The sequence below is a fragment of the Cupriavidus sp. SIMBA_020 genome, assembly GCF_046535395.1.
GTDB classification, from domain to species: Bacteria; Pseudomonadota; Gammaproteobacteria; order Burkholderiales; family Burkholderiaceae; genus Cupriavidus; species Cupriavidus campinensis.
This window is the reverse complement of the sequence record NZ_JAWRWU010000010.1, coordinates 1-24,750: the sequence shown is the minus strand read 5'-3', so window position 1 is coordinate 24,750 and position 24,750 is coordinate 1. Positions and strand designations below refer to the sequence as shown.

Genomic DNA, 24,750 nt, shown 5'->3' with positions numbered 1-24,750 from the left:
TTACCGAGCGCCCTCGGCCTGGCGCCGATGGATGTCGTGCGTCACGAACGGCGTCTCATGCGTGGGCATGGCCAGCCATTCCGGACGGTCCAGCGTGCCGCGGATATCGTCCAGCCCGCTGGTCCAGTGTTCCTTCATCGTCAGCGGCCCGAACTGGAAGTCCTTCGCGCTGCCTTCGAACGACTTGTCGCGGTAGATCAGCTGGATCACGTTGCGGCGCGCGTCGCACGCGCTTTCGGCGGCGCGCAGGTAGGCCTCGCTCTGGCGGCGCGCCGGGGGCACCAGCGCCAGCACGTCGCTGAGCAGGCGGCGGAAGTTCTGCTGCTCGCTCATGGAGTCGGTAATCAGGCGCGTGCGGCTGGAGTACTGAACGTCCTTCTGGCGCGTGGCCACCGCCATCAGGTCTTCCGGTAGCGCCCCCTGGGCGCTCCACAGGTCCACCTGGAAGATCAGTGCGTTGCGACGGGGCTTGGCCCGCAGGATGGCCGACAGCGGCGTGTTGGAGACCAGGCCGCCGTCCCAGTAGTACTCGCCGTCGATCTCCACGGCCGGAAAGCCGGGCGGCAGCGCGCCGGACGCCATGAAGTGCTCGGCACGCAGCGTGGTCCTGGTGTTGTCGAAATAGACGAAGTTGCCCGTGCGTACGTTCACGGCGCCCAGGGAGACCCGCATCTCGGCATGGCGGTTGATGCGGTCGAAGTCGGCAAAGCGCTCCAGCGTCGCCTTCAGCGGCGAGGTGTCGTAGTAGCTTGCGCTGCCGGCGCCCGGCACGCGCCACAGGCGCGGCGAGAAGAAGCCGCGCTGGCCCTCGACCAGTGCGCGCGCGGCCTCGATGCCATCGAACCAGATCCGCAGCGGGTCTGGCCAGTGCTGGGCGCTGTCGGCTATGGTCTCGTACGGGATCAGGCTGGGCAGCCAGGGCTGGCGGCAGATATGGGCCCAGAAATCACGCAGCCGCGCCACGCGGTGCTCGGGCGCGTTGCCGGCGATGATGGCGGCGTTCAGCGCGCCGATGGAGATGCCCGCTACCCAGTTCGGCTCGATCCCGGCCTCGGCCAGCCCCTCATAGACGCCCGCCTGATAGGAGCCCAGCGCGCCGCCGCCTTGCAGCACCAGCGCCCGCACGGCATAGCCGCGATCTATTTCGATGCTTGCCCGCGCGCCGCCGGAGCTGCCCTGCAGGTGCTGCTTGTCGAGAAACATGTCTTCTCCTCGCTTCGGTTGGCATGGGGCGCCCCTGCACGGGGCGCCCCCGTCGCCCTTACTGCATGTACCAGCCGTGGCTGACCACGAACGACTGTCCGGTCAGCGCGGCGGAAGGGTAGGCGCACAGGAACAGCGCCGTCTCGGCCACGTCTTCCACGGTGGTGAAGACACCATCCACGGTGCCGCCCAGCATCACGCGGCGCACCACTTCCTCCTCGCTGATGCCCAGCTCGCGTGCCTGCTCCGGGATCTGCTTGTCCACCAGCGGCGTGCGCACGAAGCCGGGGCAGATCACGTGCGAGCGCACGTTGTGCTCGCCGCCTTCCTTGGCCACCACGCGCGCCAGGCCCAGCAGCCCGTGCTTGGCCGCCACGTAGGCGCACTTCAGCGGCGAGGCCTCGTGCGAGTGGACCGAGCCCATGTAGATCACGGTGCCGCCCTGGTTGTCGCGGTACATGTGCTTGAGCGCCGCGCGCGTGGTCAGGAAAGCGCCGTCGAGGTGGATGGCCTGCATGCGCTTCCAGTCCGCGAAGCTGTATTCGTGGATCGGGGCGACGATCTGGATGCCCGCGTTGGAGATCAGGATGTCCACACCGCCGAAGCGGTCCGCCACCGCCGCCGTGGCGGACTCGACGGCGTCCTCGTTGGTCACGTCCATGGCCACGCTCATGGCCAGGCCGCCAGCGGCCTCGATCCCGGCGGCCACCTTGCGCGCGGCGTCCGCGTTGAGGTCGGCCACGGCCACCGCCGCGCCCTCGCGGGCCAACCGTTCTGCGATGGCCTTGCCGATGCCGCTTGCCGCGCCGGTCACGATGGCCGATTTACCTTGGAGCTTCATGTTTGTTTCTCCGTAAAAAAGGGAAGGGGGAGGGATTGGGGCTAGCGCTGGAGGTAGTCGTAGACCACCTCGCCCAGCCCGAGGGTCAGGTCGGCCACGTAATGCTTCGCGCCCAGCACCTCGAGCACGGGCAGGTCGGCCACCGGGGCCAGCGCATGGGGGAACAGCGACAGCGCCGCCGGGCCGCTCCAGGCGCCCTTCACATCCACGTCCTTGAGGAAGTAGCAGACCAGCTCGCAGATACGGGCGGTGCCGTCCACATGGGGGATGATCTTGAGCAGGTAGTTGGGCGTGTTCGCCAGGGCGTCGCGCACCTCCTGCGGGTCCAGCGCCTGGTGCTTGTAGCCCATGGTGCCGGTGGCCACGCGCACGGGGCCGTAGTCGAGCGTGCCCAGCAGCGTGTCGGTCTCCACCTCCAGGCGCGGCGTGGCCAGCTTCTTCGGAAAGCCCCAAAGCTCGCGCCCGGCTGCCAGCGGCGGGTGATCGTCGAGGAACATCGCATGGGTGTAGTTGCCGCGCCGGCCCTGGTACATCACCGGAATCACCTGGCCGGACTCGGTGTAGTCGCCAAAGCCGGTGGAGTCCGGCATGCGGATGAACTCGTAGTGGACCACCGGCTCGGCCATCTCAAGCGGCTCCGGCACCACGGCGCGCAGCCGCGCGGGATCGGTGCGGTAGGAGATGACGAAGAACTCCCGCTGGAGAAAGCGGTACGGTCCCATCGGATAGGCCGGGCTGCAAAACGGTGCGGCGAACGCGCGCGCCCGGATGGTCTGGACGTCCATGTGCTTGTGCCTCCTGAAGGCGGTCCGTGCCGCGGCCCCGCTGTCCCCATGACAGCGAGCCGTGACGGTCCGGTTCATTCTGGAAGGCCGGCGGAGGGGAATCCATCAGACGTGGGTATCTATCGCCGCGCGGCCAGTGCTGGCAAGGGCTGGCGGCGGATGGGGGCGGTTGGCGGGCGGTCCGGCGCTATACCGGACGGCGGCGCGATCATCCCGGAGGTGTACCCGATGCTGCCGGACGGGTGATGGATTGTGACGACGCCGACACAGGCGGGCGTGCGAACGGAACCGCAGCCCTACGGAATCCCGTCAGCCTTGTTACTCCCCAATCCCGGTGCCGGGTGCCAAACTAGGCTGGGATCGCCCCGCACAGGACGCACAGCACGCACAGGACGCACAGGAGATTGCGAACCATGACGACATCAAGCAAGGACATGAAGACCCCGCCGGTGGTATCGCCGGACGCCTGGGAGGCGGCACGCCAGCAGCTGCTGGTGAAGGAGAAGGCCCAGACCCGCGCGCGCGATGCGCTGGCCGCCGAGCGCCGCCGCATGCCGTGGATGGCGGTGGACAAGACGTACACCTTCGAGGGGCCCGCCGGCCAGGTCAGCCTGGCGGAGCTCTTCGACGGCCGGCGCCAGCTCATCGTGTACCGCGCCTTCTACGAACCCGGCGTGCATGGCTGGCCCGAGCACGCCTGCCGGGGCTGCTCGCTGGTGGCCGACCAGATCGCCCATCTGTCCCACCTGAACGCCCGGGACACCACGCTGGTATTCGTCTCGCGCGGGCCACAGGCGGAGATCGCCGGGCTGAAGGCGCGCATGGGCTGGGAGGACATTCCGTGGTTCACCATCACGGACCGCTTCGATGCCGACTTCGGCGTGGACGAATGGCACGGCACCAACGTTTTCTTCCGCGACGGCGACCGCATCTTCCGCACCTACTTCCTCAACAATCGGGGCGACGAGCAGATGGGCAACACCTGGAACTACCTCGACATCACCCCGCTGGGGCGGCAGGAGCTCTGGGAGGACTCGCCCGAGGGCTACCCGCAGACGCCCACCTACAAGTGGTGGAACTGGCACGACAGCTACGTCGCCGGCGCGCCGCCCGACAGGAAATGGGTGGAGATCTCCACCGCCGGCGAGAAGGCATTCCGTGAAGCCTCGGCGGCGGACAGGAAGCCCTGAGCGCCGCACCCCCCGGGAAGCCTTCGGCCGGGGCGCCTACGCCATCAGCACTTCCAGCGCCGCGCGCGCCTCGCGGCGCAGCTTGTCCACGTCGAGCCCCACGACCTCGCCCTGGCGCACCACGTGCCGGCCGCGCACGAACACGTCGCGTACCGGGGTGGGTTCGCCCGCCGCCACCGGGGCGGTGGCGATGTCGTGGAAGCCGGCAAAGCGCAGGCCGCCCACCTCGTAGATCGCCAGATCGGCGGACTGCCCCGGCGCCAGCGTGCCCACGCCGGGCAGGCCCAGCACCTGCGCGCCGCCGGCCGTGCCCCAGTGGATGACCTCTTCCACGCGGGTCTGCGCCGCGCCGCCCAGCGCCCGGTGCACCAGCCACGCGAAATTGGCCTCGTGCACCATGCTGCCGGACTCGTTCGACGCCACGCCATCCACGCCGATCGACACCGGCACGCCGGCATCGGCCATCGCGCGCACCGGCGCAATGCCGCTGCCGAGCCGCGCGTTGCTGACCGGGCAGTGCGCCATGCCGGTGCCGGTACTGCCGAGCAAGCGGATCTCGTCCGGCGTGACGGTGACGAGGTGGGCGAACCAGACGTCCGGGCCGAGCCAGTCGTGGTCGGCCACGAACTGCACCGGCGTGCAGCGGTACTTCTCCGCGCAGAAGCGCACGTAGTTGTCAGTCTCCGACAGGTGCGTGTGCAGCCGCAGCCCCATGCCACGGGCGAAGCCGGCCACCTCGCGCAGCAGCACGGGCGGCAGCGAGAACGTGGGCGTGGTCGGCGCCACCGCCACGCGGCGCAGGCCGTCTGGCGCGGCATCGTGGTAGCGGGCCTTCAGACGTTCGATATCGCCGAGCATCTCGTCTAGGGTCTCCGGCACCAGCGCCGTGGCGCGCATGCCGGGATGGTCGCCGGCGGACTGGATCGCGCCGCCCCGGCACAGCACCAGCCGCATGCCGAGCGCTTCGGCTTCCTCGAACAGCGCGTCGCCGGTCTCCGCGCCATGGCCGTGGTGGTAGAGGTAGTGATGGTCGGCGCAGGTGGTGGTGCCAGACAGCAGCAGTTCGGCAATGCCCAGCCGCACCGCCGTGCGGAACAGGTCGGGCGTGAAGCGCGCCAGCCGGGGGTAGGGCACGCTGGCCAGCCAGTCCTGGAGATCGGCATTCATGCCGGCCGGCACCGCCTTGAGCAGGTTCTGGAACAGGTGATGATGGGTGTTGACCCAGCCGGGGTAGACCACGCAGCCGGTGGCGTCGATGACCGTCTCGTCGGCGCCCGGCACGAGCCCGGCCGCCAGTTCGGCGATGCGCCCGTCGCGGATGCGGATGTCAACGGCGCCCGCACGCGCCGCGGCGCCGGCCCGGCCGGTCATCACGGCCGCCGCGCCGCGCACCAGCAGGTTGCCTTGCAGGGCGTGGCGAAGGGAAGGGGAGAGAGGGGTGGTCATGGCTACATCTCCGCGATGTGTTCGGGCGTGACGGCCAGCTCCGGCTCCTCGTCGCGCACGGGAATGCCGTTGAGCAGCAGGTTGAGGAAGACCGACACCACGCAGGCGATGATCACGCTGCTGTGGACGAACGGTTGCAGCGCGGCGGGCAGCCTGGCAAGCAGGGACGGCATGATCACCGGCATCAGCGCGCAGCCCAGCGTGATGGCCACCACGCTGAGGTTGGCCGGCTTGCGCTCGTAGTCCACCTGGCCGAGCGTGCGGATGCCCGCCGCGACCACCACGCCGAACATCACCAGCGCGGCGCCGCCGAGCGCAGCCGAGGGGATCGACGAGAACAGCGCGCCGATCTTCGGCACCAGCGCCACCGCGCAGAGCATCACGCCGCAGGTGGCCACCACCCAGCGGCTGCGCACCCCGGTAACGATGACCAGGCCCACGTTCTCCATGAAGGCGATGAACGGGAACGCGGCGAACATGCCGCCGATGGCGCTGGCCAGCCCGTTGGCGCGCAGGCCGTTGGTGGCCTCGCGCTCGGTGACGGGCCGCTTGACGATGTCGCCGATGGCCACGAACAGCCCCATCGACTCGACCATCTGCACCACCATCACGATCACCATGGTGGCGATGGCGCCGGCGTTGAAGGTCGGCAGCCCGAACGCAAACGGCGTGACCAGCGTGAACCAGGGCGCACGCGCCACCTCGTCGAAATTGCCCATGCCGAGCAGCCACGCCGCCACGCCGCCCATCAGCAGGCCGATCAGCACTGCCAGGCTGCGCACGAGCTTGCCGCCGTGGCTGTTCACGAACAGGATCAGCGCCACCGTGCCGAACGCCACCACGAAGAACATCGGCGAGCCGAAATCCTTGGCGCCGTGCCCGCCGCCGGCCCACTGGTAGGCCACCGGAAACAGCGACAGCCCCACGGCGGTGATGATGCAGCCGCTCACCACGGGCGGAAAGAAGCGCTTGAGCCGGCCGATCACCGGGGCCAGGAACAGCGTGATGACGCCAGCGCCGATCACCGCGCCGCAGACGCCGTTGAAGCCCAGCGCGGGGTCGCTGCCGATGGCGATGACCGGCCCCACGGAGCCGAACGCCACGCCCTGCATCAGCGGCAGCCGTACGCCGAACTTCCAGACGCCCACGGTTTGCAGCAGCGTGGCGATGCCGGAGGTGAACAGCGCGGTGCTGATCAGCAGCGTGGTCTGGGCCGGCGTCATCTTGAGCGCGCCGGCCACGATCATGGGCACCGCAATGGCGCCGAGGTAGCTGACCAGCATGTGCTGGAAGCCGAGCGAGACCATCGCCCGGGCGGGCAGCATCTGGTCGACGGGGTGGACTGGGGGTTGCATGGGGGCGTCTCCTGCCATGTTGGAAGGGCGGGCCAGCCGATCGTGGTCGGGCCGTGCTGCCGCCGGGGGCCGCGTGGCCGCCTGCACTGACAGTAGCGAGCGCGGCGCGGCGGCCGTAGCATCGATGCGAAGCCGCCAGCACGGAAACGAAAAGGCACAGCACAGCGGGTTTCCCTGACTTGCCCGCATGGGTCGCGGCTCCTACGATGGCCGCACCTCACCGGAGACGTGCCATGACGCAGCGCGCCGCATCGCAGACAGGCAACACGGCCCACGCTGGCCGCGCACGGGCGCTGGACCACGTGCAGTCGCTCTCCGCGCGGGTGTTTGGGCCCACACGGCTCGATATCGGGGACGCTACGGGGGACGCCGAGGATGACGCACCGGACGTGCAGCTGCGCACGTGCCAGATCGGTCACCTGACGCTGGCCACCACGCGCTATGGCCGGGCGATGGAGATCGAGCCGCGCGTTGGCAAGGACGAATTCGTGATCCAGACCGTGACGGCGGGCCGCTGCCGGCTGCTGGCGGGAGGCCGCGCCGCCGAGATGCCGGTGGGCGCGGTGCGCGTGTTTTCGCCGTCGCTGCCGGTGCGGCTACAGCCCGATGCCGACTGCGAGCGCTTCAGCGTGGTCATCCGCCGGCAGGCGCTGGAGGCGGCGTTTCTGGAATGCTTCAGCTTCGACGCGCCGGCGCCGCTGGTCTTCGATTTCCACGCGGCGGATTCGGCGCGCTGGCAGGCGATGATGGCGTGGCTGCGTACGGAGTTCGACGCCCGCGCGCAAGGCGCCGCATTGGCCACCGAGGCGATCACCGACGCCGCCATCGAGCGGCTGGTGCTCGGCACGCTGCTGGTGGACCAGTTCGGCCACGACGGCAGCCTGCTGCCGCGCGGCTTCCGGGCCGCGCTGCCGGCCTACGTGCGTTGCGCCATCCGCTACCTGCGTGCCCACCTCGACAAGCCGGTCACGCTGGGCGCGCTGGCCGCCCATTGCGGCGTGTGCGAACGCACCCTGCAACTGGGCTTCCGCAAGGCCAAGAACACCACGCCGATGGAGTACCTGCGCGTGCTGCGCCTCCAGGCGGCGCGCGCGGACCTCCAGCGCGCCACGCCGGGGCGCGGCGCGGTCTCCGCCATCGCCCTGCGGCACGGCTTCACGCACCTGAGCCTGTTCTCGCGCGAGTACCAGCGCGAATTCGGCGAACTGCCTTCGGCCACGTTGCGGCGCTGAGGGGATGCGGGGCATCGCCGCACGATGCCGCACGATGCCGCACGGTGGAGGCTCAGGCGGCCGCGCTGGCAGCTTCCATCACATGCTTCAACTGTTGGGCAACATCGCTGGCGTGTGCGTAGCCGCCCGAGACGTGGTGAAGACGGCCGCCGTGATCCAGGACCAGCGCCGGGAAGCTGGAAATGCCCCAGCCGCGTGCGGTGCGGAAGTCTTCCACGGTGGCTGCGATGGCAGCGTCGCTGAGCCACTGGTCCAGGAACGTCTGCGCGGAAACGGCATGACCCTGACGATTCAGCGCCTGCGCCGCGACGTCCGCCAGTACCTTGCCGTCCGTGGTGTCGAGCGCATCGACGTAGAACGCTGCCTGCAAGGCGCGGAATACCGCCAGGAGGTCGGATTGGGGGAATAGCTGGCGAGCCGTGACGACGGCGCGGCAGATGGGCTCGGTATCGTAGACAAAGTTCTCGCGCGCCATCAGCCCATCGCGATTGAACGGCAGACCGCTCGCGCTTTCCACCCGGCTCCAGTGATGGAGCCGGAAGCGCTTGCCGGCCTCGTCGAGGATGTCGGTGGCGCCAGCGCGGATGCCACCCACGACAATGCGCAACGGCAGATCGGGGAAGCGCTCACGAACCTCGGTCAATTCCTTGCCGAATCCATAGCACCACGAGCACATCGGGTCGCCAACATAGACCAGTTCCATTTCTTGCCTTTGATCGTTAGAGGGTCGCGCCGTGGCGACCGGGTGGAGATGCGCCTTCCGGCGCGGATCGAGCTTTCGGTAATGAAGAGGACTATAGAAGCGCGGACTGGCCCGATGAAGCCATCCAGGTGAACTTGAATTGATACATGGTGGAACAAGTCCGCGCCCTGAGCGTCAACGCTTACGCGTCTGCGCTAGCGCAACGACCTGAAGCTCGTGCGGACTTCTTCCGTGAACGCCCGGGGTTGTTCCCACGCCGCGAAGTGGCCGCCCTTGGGCAGGCGGTTGAAGTGAATCAGCTTCGGGTAGGCACGCTCCGCCCAGCTTCGTGGCGCGGCGTAGATCTCGTCGGGGAACACACTCACGGCAACCGGAATGGCGACGTGCTTCGGCGCGAAAAAGTCGAGCTTGTTCTCCCAATACAGCCGCGCTGAAGACACCGCAGTGTTGGTCAGCCAGTACAGCGTGACGTTGTCGAGCACGTCATCGCGCGTCAGGCCTTCCCGCTGTCCGTCGAACACGCGTGCGATCAGTGCCTGGCTGGCCGCATCGTGGTCGAGCATCCACGCCGCGAGGCCGACCGGCGAGTCCGCGAGCGCATACAGCGTCTGCGGGCGGTTCGCCATCTCCAGCGCATAGCCAAGCCCATGCTTGTAGAACGTGTCGAGCTGCGCGTACGCATGCTGCTCGTCGGGTCCCAGTCCACCCGGCGCGGCCCCGCCCGCCTTGAGCGCGTTGGCGATGTCTTGCGGAATGGTGGCCGGCATGTTGGTGTGAATGCCGATCAGCTCCGGAGGCGCGATCAGCGCCATCTGCTCGGTTACCGCATTGCCCCAGTCGCCACCTTGTGCCGCAAAGCGCGTATAGCCGAGCCGCTGCATCAGGGTGACCCACGCGCGTGCGATGCGCGCGGGATCCCAGCCGGTGGTGGTCGGCTTGCCCGAGAAGCCGTGACCCGGCAGCGACGGAATTACCACGTCAAAGGCGTCGGCCGCCGAACCACCATACGCGGTGGGGTCCGTGAGCGGGCCGATGACCTTCAGCTGCTCGATGATCGAGCCGGGCCATCCATGCGTGATGATGATCGGCAACGCGTGGCTGTGCTTCGAGCGCACGTGGATGAAATGAATGTCGAGACCGTCGATCTCGGTGACGAACTGCGGCGTCGCGTTGAGCCGGGCCTCGATCCTGCGCCAATCGTAGTGCGCCTCCCAGTACTGCGCGAGCTTGCGCACTGTAGAAAGTTGCACGCCCTGCGTGGCGTCGGTGACTGTCTCGCGCTCGGGCCACTGCGTCGCCCGGATGCGCCGTCGCAGATCGACGAGGCGGGACTCCGGCACATGCACGCGCAGCGGGCGGATGGCCGTGCCGCCGGCTGGATTGCCGGACGGGCTGGCGATCCCGACGCTTGGCGGGCTCTCGCCGGCAAAGGCGAATTCGCTCAGGGACCCGCTGGCGACGGCTGCCGCTGCCGCACCCACGGAATAGCCGATAAAGCGGCGGCGCGATGACGCCTGGGGAAGTGCATCGTTTGACATACAAGCTCCTGGTTATCCATTGAGTCCGGTTGGCGGCGCAGACGCCGCCAGGTCTTGGCAGCAGTATGGAAAAGTCGGAGCAGGACTTGAACGGTAGCCCGCGTACAACTCTTGTGCGGGGCAGGAACAATGCTTCGCAAGAAAAAAGCGGTGCAGGCGGCGTCACGCCGCACTGCACCGGCAAACACCCGACTGTCCGGCAGACGGGTCCCAGAGCGGTATCAAACCACCAATCAGGCCACCAATCAGGCCGCCAGCTGGGCGGGCTGGCACACGCGCAGGAGCGTCTGGAGCCGTGCGCGGTCGAGGTTGCGGCCGATAAAGACGAACTTGCTCTCGCGCGGGCGCGCGTCCCACGGGTCGGCGGGATGGAAGTCCATCAGCCGGTGCACCGCCTGCAACACGTGGCGGCGGTCGTCGTCCTGCACGGCGACGATGCCCTTCATGCGGAAGACGTCGTTGCCCTGCGCGGCCAGCAGGGCCTTGAGCGCGTGTTCCAGGCGCTGGCGGTCGAACGGGGTGTCGAACAGCAGGGAGACCGACGTCACCGACGGGTCGTGGCGATGGGCGTGGTCGTCGTCATCCGCATGGCCGTGCTCGCAGGTCTCGTCGCAAACATGTTCGTGATCATGGCCGTGGTCGTGCCCGTAATCATGCCCATGCAGGTCGTCCGCCGGCAGCGTGGCCACGCCGGGCGTGAAGCCACCGATGCCGAGGATGCGCGACAGATCCACCTGAGCGTGGTTCGAGCGCAGGATCTGCGCGCCCTCGTTCAGGTGATGAAGCCGGGCGGCCAGCGCATCGAGCCGTTCGGCGCTCACCAGGTCGGACTTGTTCAGAATGATGCGGTCCGCCGCCACGATCTGGTCCACCGCCTGGTTGTCGAAGCCGGAGAGCTGCGGGTCGTCCAGGTGCGATTCGATGTGCACGGCATCCACCAGCGTCAGGATGCCGTCGAGCGTCACCTGCTTCGCCACGTCGTTGTCCATGAAGAAGGTGGCCGCCACCGGCGTGGGGTCGGCCAGCCCGCTGGTTTCCACGAGGATATGGTCGAAGCGCTCCGGCTGGGCCAGCAGCGTCTGGAGAATGCGCACGAGGTCGGTCCGCACATCCACCACGCAGCAGATGCAGCCGTTGGTCATCTGGTAGATCTCCTCGTCCGAGGTCATCACCAGATCCGAATCGACATCCACCTCGCCAAACTCGTTCTCGATGACCGCGATGCGGTGGCCGTGCTTCTGCGTGAGGATGTGGTTGAGCAGCGTGGTCTTGCCGGCGCCAAGGAAGCCGGTGAGGATGGTCACGGGCACGGGCGGCAGGGACTGCGGGGTAGCTTGCGGAAGGGTCATGGTGTCTCCTGGGTGGGAAAGTCCGAATGCACGGCGGCCAGCGTGGCGCGCATGCCGCGCCAGCGCGAGACCAGCCCGGCGTGCTCCACGCCGAACAGGTCCAGCACGCGGCCCACGGTGTGGCCGACAATGTCGTCCACGCTCTGCGGATGGGCGTAGAACGCCGGCACGGGCGGCATGACGATGGCGCCCATCTCGGTCACCGTGGTCATGTTGCGCAGGTGGACGAGGTGCAGCGGCGTCTCGCGCGCCAGCAGCACCAGCCGGCGGCGCTCCTTGAGCATCACGTCTGCCGCGCGGGTGACGAGGTTGTCCGCCAGACCGGTGGCAATGGCGGCCAGCGTGCGCATCGAGCAGGGCGCCACCACCATGCCGTCGCAGCGGAACGAGCCGCTCGCCACGGTGGCGCCGATATCGCGCACGTTGTGCACCACATCCGCCAGCCGCTCCACCTCGGGCCGCTGCATGCCGAGTTCGTGATGGATCGTCAGCAGCCCGGACGGCGAGCAGACCAGATGCGTCTCCCAGCCCTCCGCCGTGCCGAGCGCCTGGAGCAGCCGCACGCCGTAGGCCGCGCCGCTGGCCCCCGTGATGGCCACGACCAGCCTGCGCGGGGCGTTCATGGCCGGGCCTCGCCGGGCAAGGCGGACCTGGCAGCAAGCGCGTGCAGCACCTGCTCGGGCCGGATCGGATAGTGGCGGAAGCGCACCCCGATGGCGTCATACACCGCGTTGGCGATGGCCGGGCCGATGGCAACGATCGGGTCCTCGCCCACTCCCTTTGCGCCGAACGGCCCGCCGGGGTCCGGCGCGGCTTCCAGCAGGATCGTGTGGATCGGCGGCATGTCCATCGCCAGCGGCATCTTGTAGTCCACGAAATTGGCATTGAGCGAGCGCCCGGTCTGCATGTCGATCTGGTAGTCCTCGTACAGCGTATGGCCGATGCCCTGCTGGATGCCGCCCTCGATCTGTCCCGCCGCCGCCACCGGGTGGATGACCTTGCCGATGTCGTGCACCGGCACCACCTGCGCCACGGTGATAAAGCCGGTCTCGGTATCGACCTCCACCTCGACGAAATGCGCGGCGAACGAGTACGACTTGGTGGGGTGATAGGTGGCCGTGCCGACGAACTGTGCGGCAGGCAGGCCCTTGCGCGGCATCACGGCCTCGCGCACGGTCAGCGTGGGGCCGGGGCGGCTCCGCACGGCAATCACGCCGTTGGCGATGGCCAGTTGCTCCGGCGCGGCTTCCATCTGCGCGGCGGCGCGGGCCAGCAGCTGCGTCTTGATCTCGCCGGCCGCCATCTGCGCCGCGCGGCCGACCATATAGGTGGTGTGGCTGGCAAAGGCGCCGATATCCCACGGCACCACGTCCGTATCGCCATGCACCACGCTCACGCAGTCGAACGGGATGCACAGTTCCTCCGCCACGATCTGCGCCAGCGCGGTGTGTGCGCCGGTGCCCAGCCCGGCGGCGCCGGTCAGCAGCACCACGGTGCCGTCCTCGTTCATCTTGACGATAGCGTTGCCCTGCTCCTTGATGCCGGGGTAGGCGCTGCTGCCGTGCATCTCGCACCCCACGCCCCAGCCGCGCCGGATCACGCCCTGCTGCTGGCGCGTCTGCGCGCGCCGCTGCGCCCAGCCGGTGGCCTCCATGCCCTTGCGCAGGCAGGCTTCCAGGCCGTGGCCGATCAGCGGATGGTTGGAGGGCGCGATGTCGCCCTCGCGCACGGCGTTGCGCAGCTTCAGCTCGGCGGGGTCGATGCCGAGGTGGGCGGCGGCCTCGTCCATCTGGATGTCCAGTGCGTAGTAGGTCTGCACCACGCCGTAACCCCGGAAGGCGCCGGCGATGGGGCTGTTGGTGTAGACGCAACGCCCCTCCAGCCGCACGTTCTCGCAGCGGTAGAGCGAGACCATCGCGGCGGTGCCCACGTTGGTCACGCCGGGGCCGTGGGAGCCATAGGCGCCCGAGTTGAACACCACCCTGGCCTCGCGTGCGGTGATCGTGCCGTCGTTGCGGAAGCCCTGGCGCAGCCAGATCCGCGCCGGGTGGCGCGTGCGGCCACCGAGGAAGGTCTCTTCGCGCGTGTATTCCATGCGCACCGGGCGGCGCGTCTCGCGGGCCAGCAGCGCGCACAGGAACTCGCTCTGGAACAGGTCCTGCTTGGCGCCGAAGCCGCCGCCCATGTGGTCCACCAGCACGCGCACCTTGTGCAGCGGCAGGCCCAGCACCTCGGCCATGATCCCGCGCACCATGAAGGCGGTCTGGGTGGAGATCCATACGGTCAGGTTGCCGTTGCCGTCCCACTTGCAGGTCAGCACGTTCGGTTCCATGTAGGCCGGCGTGGGGCGCCCGCCCTCGTAGATGCCTTCGAGGATGAAGTCGGCCTCGGCGAAGCCGCGCTCCACATCGCCCCGCTCGATCCGCACCGGCGGCAGTACGAGGTTGCCGCCGGGCGCGCGGTCGTGGATCAGCGGGGCGCCGGGCGCGGCGGCATCGTCCACGGTGAACACGGCGGGCAATGGCTCGTATTCGACCTCGATCAACTCCACGGCGCGCGCGGCGATCTCCTCGCTGATGGCGGCCACGGCGGCCACGCCTTCGCCCCAGTAGCGCACCTTGTCGTCGAGGATGTACTGGTCGCAGGTGACCGAGGCGGAGCGCGGGTGCGGCGAGCCCGCGTGCAGCACGCGCGGCACGTTCTCATGGGTGAGCACGGCCTTCACGCCGGGCAGCGCCAGTGCGGCCGAGGCGTCGATGCGGCGGATGCGTGCATGGGCCACATTGCTGCGCTTCATCTTGGCGTGGAGCAGGCCGGCGAGCGGCATGTCGGCGACGTACTTCGCGTTGCCGGTGACCTTGTCGAGCAGGTCCGTGCGCTTGACGCTGTGTCCGATCACGGCGTGGGTCATCGCGTGGCCTCCGGTGCGTGGCGCAGGGTTTCGGCGGTCTGCTCGATGGCCTCGATGATCTTGGTGTAGCCGGTGCAGCGGCAGATGTTGCCGGCGATGGCGAAGCGGATCTCGTCGCGCGTGGGCTGGGGGTTCTCGTCCAGCAGCGCCTTGGCCATGACCACGAAGCCCGGCGTGCAGAATCCGCACTGGGCCGCGCCGCAGCGCATGAACTGGTCCTGCACCGGGTGCACCGTGTCGGGGTCGGGCTGGATGCCCTCGATCGTGACCAGCGTGCAGCCGTGCGCCTCGGGCGCCAGCACCAGGCAGGCGTTGGTCGGCTTGCCGTCCATCAGGACCGTGCAGGAGCCGCATTCGCCGACGTCGCAGCCCTTCTTGGTGCCGGTGAGGCCGGCGTCATGGCGCAGCGCGTCGAGCAGCGTGCTGTGCGGCTCCACCGCGAGTTCGCGGGGCTCGCCGTTGAGGGTGAGTGCGATGAATTGGCGCATCAGTGGGTCTCCGTTTCCTGCAGGGCCAGTTCGATGGCACGGCGCGTGAGCACGCCCACCATCTCGCGGCGGTAGCGGCGCTGGCGCGCACGTCGCTGATCGGGCGGGCATCCTCCATGGCCGCGTGGGCGGCCTGGAGAACCAGCCCGGCCGAGATGGGGCGGTCGCGCAGCATGGCTTCGGCGTGCACGGCGCGGATCGGGGTAGGGCCGACTGCCGCCAGCACGATGCCGACGTCGAGGCACTGCCCGCGTTCCACCGTAATCGACACCGCCACGCCTACAGTGGCCAGCTCCATCTGCACGCGCCGGCCATGCTTGAGGTAGGCCTTGCCGGTGTAGGGCCGGGGCGCCGGCACGGTCAGGCGCGAGACCAGTTCGTCGGCAGCCAGCGCGGTCTTGCCGGCGCCGGTGACGAAGGCCTCCACCGGCATCGAGCGCGAGCCGGACAGGCCATAGAGGTGCACCTGCGCGCGGTCGGCAATCAGCGGCGCCAGCGTATCGGCCGATGGCGACGCGCGGCAGACATTGCCCACCACCGTGGCGCGGTTGCGCACCTGGATCGAGGCGAAGTCGGTCACGGCTTTGGCCAGGCTGGCGTAGTGGCGCCGGGCCATGTCGGAGGTTTCCACCTCCCGCGTGGTGACCAGCGCGCCGATGCGCAGGCCCTCGGCGGCATCGAACGTCAGCACGTCCATGCCCGGGATCTTCTTGATGTTGATGACGCGGGCGGGCTGGCGGTGCGACGCCTTGATCTGCACGAGCAGGTCGGTGCCGCCCGCCAGCACGCTGGCGCGCCCGCCGCAGCGGTGCAGCAGCGCGGACGCTTCGGCAAGCGTGGCGGGTTCGAGGTATTCAAACGCTCTCATCGTGGCTCCTGTGGGGGCGGCGTGTCGGTGAAACCATGATGGTTGGCGCGCGATCATCGGTAAATACCCATAACCGGATTTATTGATCGTGTTACGCTCTGAATCGACCACCACACCACGCTTCAACAGAAAGCACGGGGGAGACATGGCCAACCTCAGCAATATGAATGTTTCGCTGCGGCAACTGCGCGCCTTTATCGCCGTTGCCGAGGAACTGCATTTCACGCGCGCGGCGGAGAAACTGAACCTCTCGCAGTCGTCAGTCAGCGCGCTGATCCACGAACTGGAAGGCAACCTGGGCCTCAAGCTGTTCGACCGCCACACGCGCCTCATGCAGATCACCCAGGCCGGCGCCGAGCTGCTGCCGACGGTCAAGAAGGCCGTGGCCGACATCGACAGCGTGCTGGAAAACTCCAACGAACTGCGCTCGCTGGGCCGGGGGCGGGTGTCGATTGCGGCGTCGTCGATCCAGGCGGCGCTGATGCTGCCGCGCTTTATCCGCGAGTTCTGCGTCGGGCATCCGGGCGTGAAGGTGGAATTGCACGATGTGTCCGAGCACGAGGTGCCGCGCATGGTCAGCTCGGGCGAGGTCGATTTCGGTATTGGCACGATTCCGGAGGGCCAGCCGGACCTCACCGCGTACCGGCTCTCGTCGGATGCCTTCGTGATCGTCATGCCGCCGCATCATCCGCTGGCGCGGCGCCGGGAACTGACCTGGGAGGATGTGGCGAAGCTGCCGGTCATCGGCCCGCACCGGGGCAACCCGATCCGCGATTGCCTTGATGCAGCGCTGGCGGTGCGCGGCATCACGCTGTCACGCGTGCACGAGGTCTTCCTGCCGCTGACGATGGTCGGCATGGTCGATGCGGGGCTGGGCATCGCCGTGATGAGCACGGCGGTGACCCGGCTGACCTCGGCGCTGGGGCTGGTCACGGTGGCGCCGCGCGACCCGGCGATTCACCGCGATATCTCGCTGCTGGTCCACGCCGACCGCTCGCTTTCGCCGCCCGCCCAGTCCTTCCGCGACCTGCTGATGAAGCACAGGAAGGAACTGGGCGAGTAAGTCCGGGCAGGCTCCGGGGTCAGGCGATCTTCTTCGCCAGCATCTCCGGCGCCCCGGCCTCAGCCCGGGTGTTGAACAGCAGGTTCAGCAGCACCGCGCACAGCGTGCCGAGCAGGATGCCGTTCTGGCAGAACTTGGCGACGAGTTCCGGCAGCTGCACGAAGAACCTGTCCGCCACCAGCGGAATCATCCCCATGGCGATGCTGACCGCCACGATATAGGCGTTCTTCTTGTTCTCGACGAAATCCACATGGCCGAGGATGCGCACGCCGGTGGCCGCCACCATGCCGAACATCACCAGCGCTGCCCCGCCCAGCACGTACTGCGGGATGGACGCCGCGAAGAACGCCAGCTTGGGCAGGCAGCCCAGCACGATCAGCATGCCGCCTGCCGTCGCGCACACCCAGCGGCTGCGTACGCCGGTCACCTGCACCAGCCCCACGTTCTGGGCGTAGGAGGTATAGGTGAAGGTGTTGAACACCGCCCCCACCAGCGCGCCCACGCCATCGGCACGCAGCCCGCGCGCCAGGTCATCCGGCGTGACGGGCCGCTCCACGATCTCCCCGAGCGCCAGGAACTGCCCCACGCCCTCGATCATGATCACCACCATCACCACGCACAGCGTGACCGAGGTCATGGCGTCGAAGGTCGGCCAGCCGAAATGGAACGGCGTGATCAGCTCCACCCAGTGCGCCGTGTGTACGCCCGAGAAGCTGACCTTGCCCATCGACAGCGCGATGACAAAGCCCACCGTGATGCCGATCAGCACCGCGACATTGCACAGGAAGCCCTTGAAGAAGGCGATCATGACCAGCACGGTCAGCAGCACCGCCGCCGCGATGCCGAGGTTGGCGGGCAGCCCATAGGCCGGATTCGGCACCGGGCCGGTCGGGCTGGCAATCGTCGGGTTGCCGCCCGCCGCCCAGTTGATGCCGACCCGCATCAGCGAGATGCCTATGATGAGCACCACGGTGCCGGTGACCACGGGCGGGAACCAGCGGATCAGCCGGCTCACGTAGGGCGCCGCCACGTAGGTGAACACGCCGGCCACCATCACCGCCCCGAACACGGCGGGCAGCCCGAGCGCGGGGTTCGATCCGGTGGCGATGATCGGCGCGATGGCGGTGAAGGTGACGCCCATCATCACCGGCAGGCGGATGCCGATCTTCCAGATGCCGACGCTCTGGATCATCGTCACCAGCCCGCAGCAGAACAGGTCGGCGGCGATCAGGAAGGCAATCTGGTCCTTGGGCAGCTTCAGCGCGCCGCCGATGATCAGCGGCACGGCAATGGCGCCCGCGTACATCACGAGCACGTGTTGCAGCCCGAGAGCGGCCAGGCGCAGCGGGGGCAGGACTTCATCGACCGGATGCACGGGCGGTTTCCCGTGGGGGGCGTGGTGGGGGGTCATGCTGTCTCCTTGGTCTTCCAGGCCGGTCGCCGCATGATGGGCCGGAAGGGAGTCGCTGTAGCCGCCCCCCGTGGTCTGTGCCACGTCTTCCGCCACCTGCGTTGTCGTTGTCGGGGCAGCATGCCAGCCACCGGTCAGTGGGTATACAGGCGCCACGGATGAATCGATCGGCAAAGCCGATCAATCTGCCCCTACGGCGCGCTATCTAGGGGCTGGTTGGGGATTAGGGCGTCGGGTCAGTGTTTTCCCGTATCGAGCCGCGCCAGCAGTGCCGTGGCGCGGGCCATGGCGGCGGGGTCGATGCGGGCACGGATGCCGTCGAAGGCCGGGCCGCGCGTGGCGTCCAGCCCCATGCGCGAGGTGGTGCCCACGCCGGACGCCGAGGGGTCGAGCGCGCTGCCGGGCAGGCCGTCCACCACCACTACGTCCAGGTGCGGCTGCAGGTGCGTGGCGATGGCCCACAGCACCTCCTCGTCGCGCGTGATGTCCACATCCTCGTCCACGGCGACCACGGTCTTCAGGTACGGGTCCCAGCCGAGCAGCCCGAGCATGACCTGCCGTGCCTCCCCGGGCCGCGACTGGCGCAGCGCCACGTAGGCGTGGAAGTGCGTGCCGGAACTCGGGTAGTGCACCGCCGTGACGCCGGGAAAGCGCTCGCGCAGCTTCTCCACCATCTCCGACTCGCGCGGAATGCGTCCGAGGTTCAGGTGCTCGGCCGAATTGCCGCCGACCACATCGACCAGCCACGCATCGCGGCGGCGCATCACCGTCTCCACGCGCAGCAGGTTGTTGGTGGAGCGATCGGACGAATAGCCGGTGAACTCGCCGAACGGCCCTTCCTCGACGCGCGCCGACGGGTCGATCACCCCTTCCAGCACGATCTCGGCGTGCGCCGGCACGGCGATGCCATAACGCGGCGTCCGTACCACCTCAAGCGGCGCACCGAACAGCCCGCCGGCCACGTGGCGCTCGTCCACGCCGTACGGCAGTCGTGCCGCGCCGGCCAGCATGAACAGCGGATGGGCGCCGATCACCATCGCCACTGGCAGCGGCTTGCCGGCCGCCGTGGCGCGCTGGAGCATGCGCCACAGGTGCCCGCGCGAATGCAGGCTGGTGGCGATCTCGCTGGGCGAGTGCAGCATCGACCGGTGATAGCTGGCGTTGCCGATGCCGGTCTCGGGGTCTTCGGCAATCAGGATGGCATTGGTGATGTAGGGGCCCCGGTCCGTGGCGAAGTGCCGGATCGCGGGAATCGTCGACAGATCGACCTGCTCCTGCACGATGTCCGTCACCGCGCCGCTCGGCAGCACGCGTGGCGGCTGCATGCGGCGGCTGCGCGCCTGGTACTCGGCATGGATGCCGGCCGGCGAGACTCCGCCGAGCATGCGCCCCACGCGCTCGCGCGAGGCGAACAGGTTGGTGACCAGCGGCGTGGCGAGGCCCGCCACGTTCTCGAACACGATGGCCGGATGGCGGTTCTGCGCGGCCAGTGCCCAGACCAGCGCGGTCGGGTCCTGGTCGGCGGCCACGGGGTCGCGCACGGTCAGGACGTCGTCGGGATACGCCGCGCGGTACGCGGCCAGAAAGGTGTGGAAGTCTTGGGATGTGTCATCGAACCCCGCCGGCGGCGAGGTCGATGGCGTGGGCGAGGTGGGTAAGGCAGTCATGGCATGGCTCCGCTTGGGTACAAGGCTGGTACAACCATCGGGAGTCTGTTGCCGCGCGCGGGCGGGCCGGGGAGGGCGGCCCGCGCGTGACCAGACGGATGTCAGGCTTGAGCGATGAGCGAGATCAGCGCGTGCTGGCGTAGGTGTCCTTGAGCCGCGCCTGCGCTTCCTCCTGGGTCTTGGGCGGTGCGGTCGGCTCGATACCGACCAGCCGGGCGATGTTGTTGCCCATGTAGCCCTCCAGGCCGTCCTCGTCCAGGTCCATGCCCTGCGGGGCGGGCCCGCACAGCATTTCCAGCTCGCGCAGCCACATGCCGGGCTCGTTGGGCGGCGTATCCGTGCCGAACACGATCTTGTTGCGCGGCAGCTGCCGGGCGAACTCGACAATGCGCGACTGGAAGCACCAGCCAGACTCGCAATACACGTTCGGCGTGTCCATCGCCATCCAGAACGCCTCGAACGAGTAGTTGCCGCCGGTCTGGATGCCGAAGTGACCGATGATGAAATTGACCATCGGGAACTCGCGGATCACCGGGTAGAACATCGTCGGGATCGTGTACGGGCCGTCGCCGGTATGGATCAGCACCACGATGTTGTACTTGGCGCAGACCTTCATCGCCGGGCGCAGCCAGTCCAGCGCGCGGTCAGGCCGGTAGCCGTGCATGTTGGCGTGCAGCTTCAGCATCTTGAAGCCGTACTCCTTGATGTGGAACTCCAGCTCCTGTGCGCCTTCCTCCGGGCCCCAGCGCGGGTTGAAGGTGAAATTGCCGATGAAGCGGTCCGGGTACTTCTGGCACAGGCTGGCGACGTAGGCCATGTAGTCGCGGATGCCTTCGCGGCCACGGCGGTTGCCGTCGCGGTAGCCGGTGTTGCCCGGCGGCGGCTGGATAAAGCCCATGTCGATGCGGCGCGGCTTGCCGTTGATCATGTAGGGGCCGTCCATCATCTTGAGCAGGCGCTCGCCGGTGAAGGGCTCGCCGGTGTGGCGCCAGGCTTCGTCGACGAGGTTGGTCGGGTGCAGGTGGGTATCGATAATCATCTGTGGCTCCGGGTGCGGAATCAGGCGGCCAGGCGGGCGTGGGCTTCTTCCAGCGTGCGCGGCACGGGCGTGGGTTCCAGGCCGATCATGCGGGCGACGTTGTTGCCGAGGTAGTCCTCGAGCGTGTCTTCGTCGAGGTTCAGCCCCTGCGGCGGCTCGAAGCAGAGCACCTCCAGCAGGCGCAGCCACATGCCGGGCTCGTTGGGCGGGGTGTCGGAGCCGAACAGGATCTTGTGCTTGGGCAGCACCTTGGCGAACTCGACGATGCGCGACTGCAGGCACCAGCCGGACTCGCAATACACGTTCGGCATGTCCATGGCCATCTGGAACGGCTCGAAGCAGTACACCCCGCCGGTCTGCACGCCAAAGTGGGCCATGATGAAGTTCACGGTCGGGAACTCCTTCATCATCGGCACCCATTCGGTGGGAATGCTGTACGGGCCGTCGCCCGTGTGCAGCTTGACCAGCACGCCCAGCTCGGCGCACTTCTGCAGCGCCGGGCGCAGCCAGTCCAGCGCGCGGTCGGGCCGGTAGGCGTGCATGTTGGCCTGGAACTGGACCATCTTGAAGCCGAGCCGCTTCACGTAGTGTTCCATCGCGTTCACGCCGTTCTCCACGCCGCAGCGCGGGTTGTAGACGTAGCAGCCAATGAAGCGCTCCGGGTACTTCTCCACCATCTCGCGCGTGTAGCCCATGTACATGTCGATGGACTCTGCGCCGCTGCGCTCGCCGTCGGTGTACGTGTAGATGGTGTTGCCCTGCGGCGGCTGGATGAAAGCCTTGTCGATGCGGCGCGGCTTGCCGTTGAGGGTGAACGGACCGTCCATCATGCGGATCAGGCGTTCGCCCGTGAACGGGTCGCCGTCATGCCGCCAGGCCAGGTCGACCAGGTTCGTCGGATAGCAACTGGTGTCGATGATCATTGAGATCCCCTAACGATGACTCAGGTGGAAGACGTGCATGCCGGCGCTCGGGGACGCTGGTCATGCCGCTTGCGGGAGTCGTGTCAGGGGGCGGGTGCGGCTGGATGCATGGCGCCACTGACGAACGACTCCGTCAGTGAGCAATCTCCAGTTGAACGGGGCGGCGTTGCGCCGCCGGTGTCCAATCGACCGCTTATACCCACGCGTTCGTTATACAGGATAGCCGGCGCCGCGGCGGCATTCATCTGGAACGCAGATCCATATATCGGCCGGGCCGATGAAGCTTGCGCGAAACAATGCGTTCGGGCGCGGGGAACGCTTTCATGGGATGGGTCCGGCCAGCCGTAGCCGGGTCCGGCGGTTCAGGGCTCGCGCGCTGTGTCCGGCGAGAGGCCCAGTACCCAGTCGCGGAAGGCGTCCAGCGCGGGCGCGTGGGGGCCGTCTTCCGGATAGGCGAAGTAGTAGCCCTGGCTCACGTCGAGCACCCGTTCCACCGGAATCACCAGCTGGCCGGTTTCCAGCTCGCGCTCGATCAGCAGGCGCGGCGCCAGGCCGACACCCAGCCCGGCCGCCGCGGCGGCCGTCATCATCGTAAACAGCTCATAGCGCGGCCCGCGTGCCGCCGCCACGCTGTAGTCCCAGCCCTGCACCGCATACCAGTCGCGCCACGCCTGCGGGCGCGTGCTCAGGTGCAGGTGCCGGCACTGGGCGAAGCCCTCGGCATCGGCCAGCGCGTGCGCCGCCCTGAAGGCGGGGCTGCACACCGGCACCATGCCGCCTTCCCGGAAGATCACCCCGCCGCGCGTGCCGGGCCAGAACTGGTCGCCGAAGTAGATCGCTGCGTCGTAGGCGCAATCCTGGAACGAAAAGGGCTGCGAGCGGGCGCTGAGGTTGACCGTGATCTCGGGGTGCAGCCGGGCGAAGTCCGGCAGGCGGGGAATCAGCCATTGGGTGGCGAAGGTCGGCACCACGGCCAGTTCCAGCGTGTAGCCCTGGGTGCGGCCGGCGCTGATCTCCTGGGTGTCCCGTTCGATATGGTCCAGATGGCGCCGTACGCGCGCCGCGTATTCCCGGCCTGTTTCGGTCAGCTCCAGCCGGCGCCGTACCCGGGTGAACAGCGCCACGCCGAGCCGCTGCTCCAGCAGGGCCACCTGCCGGCCGACGGCGCTCTGGGTGAGCGCGAGTTCGTCGGCGGCACGGGTGAAGCTGCCCAGCCGGGCGGCGGCCTCGAACGCGAGCAGCGCGTTCAGGTTGGGGATGTCCTTTCTCATGGCGGGCGGGGGCGACAGCAGGTTGGGGCGACTTGGGGGCGGCAGGGGGAGAGTATAGCGAGACGGACATCGTGCGCGCGGCGCACAACGTTGTGAGCATTCGTCGCTTGTGACCCGCCCGGCGCTGCCGCTATGCTGCGGCGCAACCTTACCGTGACTACGTTCCCATGAATCCGAATATCGCCAAGCTGCTCAACGCCAACCTGGGCGCCGCCCGTGCCGCCCACCTGCTGACCCTGGTCACCATGCCCGAAGGGCTGCCGGCCGATATCGAGGGCCGCGCCACGCGTGCCGAGATCGCCCAGGCGCTCAATGTCGTGCTGTTCGGCGACATCCTGGACCGCGTGCCCACCGGCCGCGCCTACACCGACGACGTGGCCCGCGCCGGCGGCAAGGTCACCTTCGACCATGGCGCACTGCGCACGGTGAAGTGGGAGAGCGGCGCGCTGCCCGAAGGCGAGGCGGCCTTCACGCGCATCCTGCGCCCGCTCGGCTACGTGCTGAACGGTACCTACCCGCTCGACCGCATCGGCATGACCGGCCGCTCCTACGCCCATGCCGACGCCCCCGAGCAGATTGCCCAGTTCTTCCTGAGCGAGTTCCACCCGGAGCGCGAGCGCTACAGCGACGCCTTCCGCGCCGCCGTGACCCGCGTGACCGAAGCGTCCGCCGACCCGCTGACCCCGCGCGCCCAGACATTGCTGTGGCAACTGGAACGCGACGGCCTGCTGGCCGTGGCGGATGGCGCCGAACTGGTCGGCCTGCTGGCGCGCTGCTTTGCCCGCCAGCACCCGGCGCCGCGTCTGGAAGACTACGAGACGCTGCTCAAGGAATCGGCCGAAATGGCGTGGATCTCCACCGAAGGCAACGCCTTCAACCACGCCACGGACCGCGTGGTGGACGTCTTCGCCCTGGCCGATGCCCAGAAGGCGCTGGGCCGGCCGATGAAGGAAAAGGTCGAGGTCTCCGGCAGCGGCCGCGTCAAGCAAACCGCCTTCCGCGCCGATCCCGTCACGCGCGAGTTCGTGGGCGCCAACGGCGAGACCGTCACGCGCCAGGTGCCGGGGTCGTTCTACGAGTTCATCACGCGGGATAGCTTCGAGGACGAAGCTGCGGCCCGTCGCCGGGTGGATCTCGGGTTTGACGCCGGGAACGCGCAGGGAATCTTCAAGATGACGGCGGCAGCCTAGGGGGCTTAGGCGGAGGCAACGGCAGGAAGGCGCCGCAAGGCGCCGGTTTCGATAATTCAATAAATTTGAATAACTATGACAGCGATAGCCCGCTTCCGGTGGCGGGTTGATCGCTATAGTTCAGCACATGGGCAGCGCAACAAAGCCGAGAAGCGAACAGCGCGCTGACCAAGAAAACCTCAAACTTATTGAATATCTTATTACCGGAGAAACCACCATGTCGAACGCCAACAACGCCAAGCTGCAAGTCCTGACGCCGCGCAACAGCCAGCTGATC

The 24,750-nt window shown here is 68.3% G+C and carries 21 protein-coding genes; 4 read left to right on the top strand and 17 right to left on the bottom strand.

Going from position 1 to position 24,750, the window contains the following annotated elements; translation table 11 throughout:
* From SB751_RS19015 to SB751_RS19005, 3 genes are read right to left on the bottom strand one after another with little or no spacing between them, the layout of a single operon-like run.
* Positions 1-1,203 carry a DUF3734 domain-containing protein gene (locus tag SB751_RS19015; protein WP_144200968.1) on the bottom strand — a complete coding sequence of 401 codons (1,203 nt, stop codon included), beginning with the start codon at positions 1,201-1,203 and terminating at the stop codon, positions 1-3.
* A gap of 58 nt (positions 1,204-1,261) precedes the next feature.
* On the bottom strand, positions 1,262-2,044 hold the full coding sequence (locus SB751_RS19010) for a 3-hydroxybutyrate dehydrogenase (RefSeq protein WP_144200966.1): 783 nt from the start codon (positions 2,042-2,044) through the stop codon (positions 1,262-1,264).
* 41 nt (positions 2,045-2,085) lie between these two features.
* Positions 2,086-2,829, bottom strand: coding sequence for an acetoacetate decarboxylase (locus tag SB751_RS19005; RefSeq protein ID WP_144200964.1), 744 nt, complete (start codon positions 2,827-2,829; stop codon positions 2,086-2,088).
* A 413-nt stretch (positions 2,830-3,242) separates the two neighbouring features.
* Here SB751_RS19005 and SB751_RS19000 point away from each other — a divergent pair, with 413 nt between their 5' ends.
* Positions 3,243-4,019, top strand: coding sequence for a DUF899 domain-containing protein (locus SB751_RS19000; protein ID WP_144200962.1), 777 nt, complete (start codon positions 3,243-3,245; stop codon positions 4,017-4,019).
* Between the two features lie 36 nt (positions 4,020-4,055).
* Here the strand turns inward: SB751_RS19000 and SB751_RS18995 are convergent, their stop codons facing one another.
* Complete coding sequence (locus SB751_RS18995; RefSeq protein ID WP_144200960.1) at positions 4,056-5,465, bottom strand: amidohydrolase family protein; 1,410 nt, start codon at positions 5,463-5,465, stop codon at positions 4,056-4,058.
* A 2-nt stretch (positions 5,466-5,467) separates the two neighbouring features.
* Positions 5,468-6,820, bottom strand: coding sequence for a nucleobase:cation symporter-2 family protein (locus SB751_RS18990; protein ID WP_250025689.1), 1,353 nt, complete (start codon positions 6,818-6,820; stop codon positions 5,468-5,470).
* Positions 6,821-7,053: 233 nt separating this feature from the next.
* Between SB751_RS18990 and SB751_RS18985 the strand changes: the two genes are divergently transcribed.
* A complete protein-coding gene (locus tag SB751_RS18985) occupies positions 7,054-8,052 on the top strand; it encodes a helix-turn-helix transcriptional regulator (protein ID WP_144200956.1) in 999 nt (332 codons plus the stop codon).
* Positions 8,053-8,104: 52 nt separating this feature from the next.
* Here the strand turns inward: SB751_RS18985 and SB751_RS18980 are convergent, their stop codons facing one another.
* The 7 genes from SB751_RS18980 to SB751_RS18950 form a co-directional block, all read right to left on the bottom strand.
* Positions 8,105-8,755, bottom strand: a complete 651-nt coding sequence (locus tag SB751_RS18980) for a DsbA family protein (protein ID WP_144200954.1) — start codon at positions 8,753-8,755, stop codon at positions 8,105-8,107.
* A gap of 194 nt (positions 8,756-8,949) precedes the next feature.
* Positions 8,950-10,293, bottom strand: a complete 1,344-nt coding sequence (locus SB751_RS18975) for an epoxide hydrolase family protein (protein WP_410748295.1) — start codon at positions 10,291-10,293, stop codon at positions 8,950-8,952.
* A gap of 245 nt (positions 10,294-10,538) precedes the next feature.
* Positions 10,539-11,642 (bottom strand): CobW family GTP-binding protein, encoded by a 1,104-nt coding sequence (locus SB751_RS18970; RefSeq protein WP_144200948.1) that lies wholly within the window; start codon positions 11,640-11,642, stop codon positions 10,539-10,541.
* Entirely contained in the window at positions 11,639-12,265 is a 627-nt protein-coding gene (locus tag SB751_RS18965; RefSeq protein ID WP_144200946.1) for a UbiX family flavin prenyltransferase, read from the bottom strand. The genes SB751_RS18970 and SB751_RS18965 overlap by 4 nt, the downstream gene beginning before the upstream one ends.
* Positions 12,262-14,553, bottom strand: a complete 2,292-nt coding sequence (locus tag SB751_RS18960) for a xanthine dehydrogenase family protein molybdopterin-binding subunit (protein WP_211942702.1) — start codon at positions 14,551-14,553, stop codon at positions 12,262-12,264. Before SB751_RS18960 ends, SB751_RS18965 begins: the two co-directional genes overlap by 4 nt.
* Positions 14,550-15,041: a (2Fe-2S)-binding protein gene (locus SB751_RS18955; RefSeq protein WP_144200942.1), complete on the bottom strand. Its 492-nt coding sequence runs from the start codon at positions 15,039-15,041 to the stop codon at positions 14,550-14,552. Before SB751_RS18955 ends, SB751_RS18960 begins: the two co-directional genes overlap by 4 nt.
* Positions 14,950-15,909, bottom strand: coding sequence for an FAD binding domain-containing protein (locus SB751_RS18950; RefSeq protein ID WP_410748294.1), 960 nt, complete (start codon positions 15,907-15,909; stop codon positions 14,950-14,952). Before SB751_RS18950 ends, SB751_RS18955 begins: the two co-directional genes overlap by 92 nt.
* A gap of 145 nt (positions 15,910-16,054) precedes the next feature.
* Here SB751_RS18950 and SB751_RS18945 point away from each other — a divergent pair, with 145 nt between their 5' ends.
* The gene (locus SB751_RS18945; RefSeq protein ID WP_144200938.1) at positions 16,055-16,972 is read left to right on the top strand and encodes a LysR family transcriptional regulator; all 918 of its coding nucleotides are present in this window, start codon (positions 16,055-16,057) and stop codon (positions 16,970-16,972) included.
* Positions 16,973-16,991: 19 nt separating this feature from the next.
* Here SB751_RS18945 and SB751_RS18940 read toward each other — a convergent pair whose 3' ends face one another.
* The 5 genes from SB751_RS18940 to SB751_RS18920 form a co-directional block, all read right to left on the bottom strand.
* Positions 16,992-18,383 (bottom strand): nucleobase:cation symporter-2 family protein, encoded by a 1,392-nt coding sequence (locus SB751_RS18940; protein ID WP_144200936.1) that lies wholly within the window; start codon positions 18,381-18,383, stop codon positions 16,992-16,994.
* 236 nt (positions 18,384-18,619) lie between these two features.
* Positions 18,620-20,050 carry a UbiD family decarboxylase gene (locus SB751_RS18935; RefSeq protein ID WP_211942703.1) on the bottom strand — a complete coding sequence of 477 codons (1,431 nt, stop codon included), beginning with the start codon at positions 20,048-20,050 and terminating at the stop codon, positions 18,620-18,622.
* A 124-nt stretch (positions 20,051-20,174) separates the two neighbouring features.
* On the bottom strand, positions 20,175-21,089 hold the full coding sequence (locus SB751_RS18930; RefSeq protein WP_092293969.1) for an amidohydrolase family protein: 915 nt from the start codon (positions 21,087-21,089) through the stop codon (positions 20,175-20,177).
* Positions 21,090-21,109: 20 nt separating this feature from the next.
* Positions 21,110-22,012, bottom strand: a complete 903-nt coding sequence (locus SB751_RS18925; RefSeq protein WP_410748293.1) for an amidohydrolase family protein — start codon at positions 22,010-22,012, stop codon at positions 21,110-21,112.
* Positions 22,013-22,374: 362 nt separating this feature from the next.
* A complete protein-coding gene (locus SB751_RS18920; RefSeq protein ID WP_144200928.1) occupies positions 22,375-23,283 on the bottom strand; it encodes a LysR substrate-binding domain-containing protein in 909 nt (302 codons plus the stop codon).
* 167 nt (positions 23,284-23,450) lie between these two features.
* On the opposite strand from SB751_RS18920, the gene SB751_RS18915 reads away from it, so the two are divergent.
* Positions 23,451-24,473, top strand: coding sequence for a DUF1338 domain-containing protein (locus SB751_RS18915; RefSeq protein ID WP_144200926.1), 1,023 nt, complete (start codon positions 23,451-23,453; stop codon positions 24,471-24,473).
* Positions 24,474-24,750 lie beyond the last annotated feature (277 nt).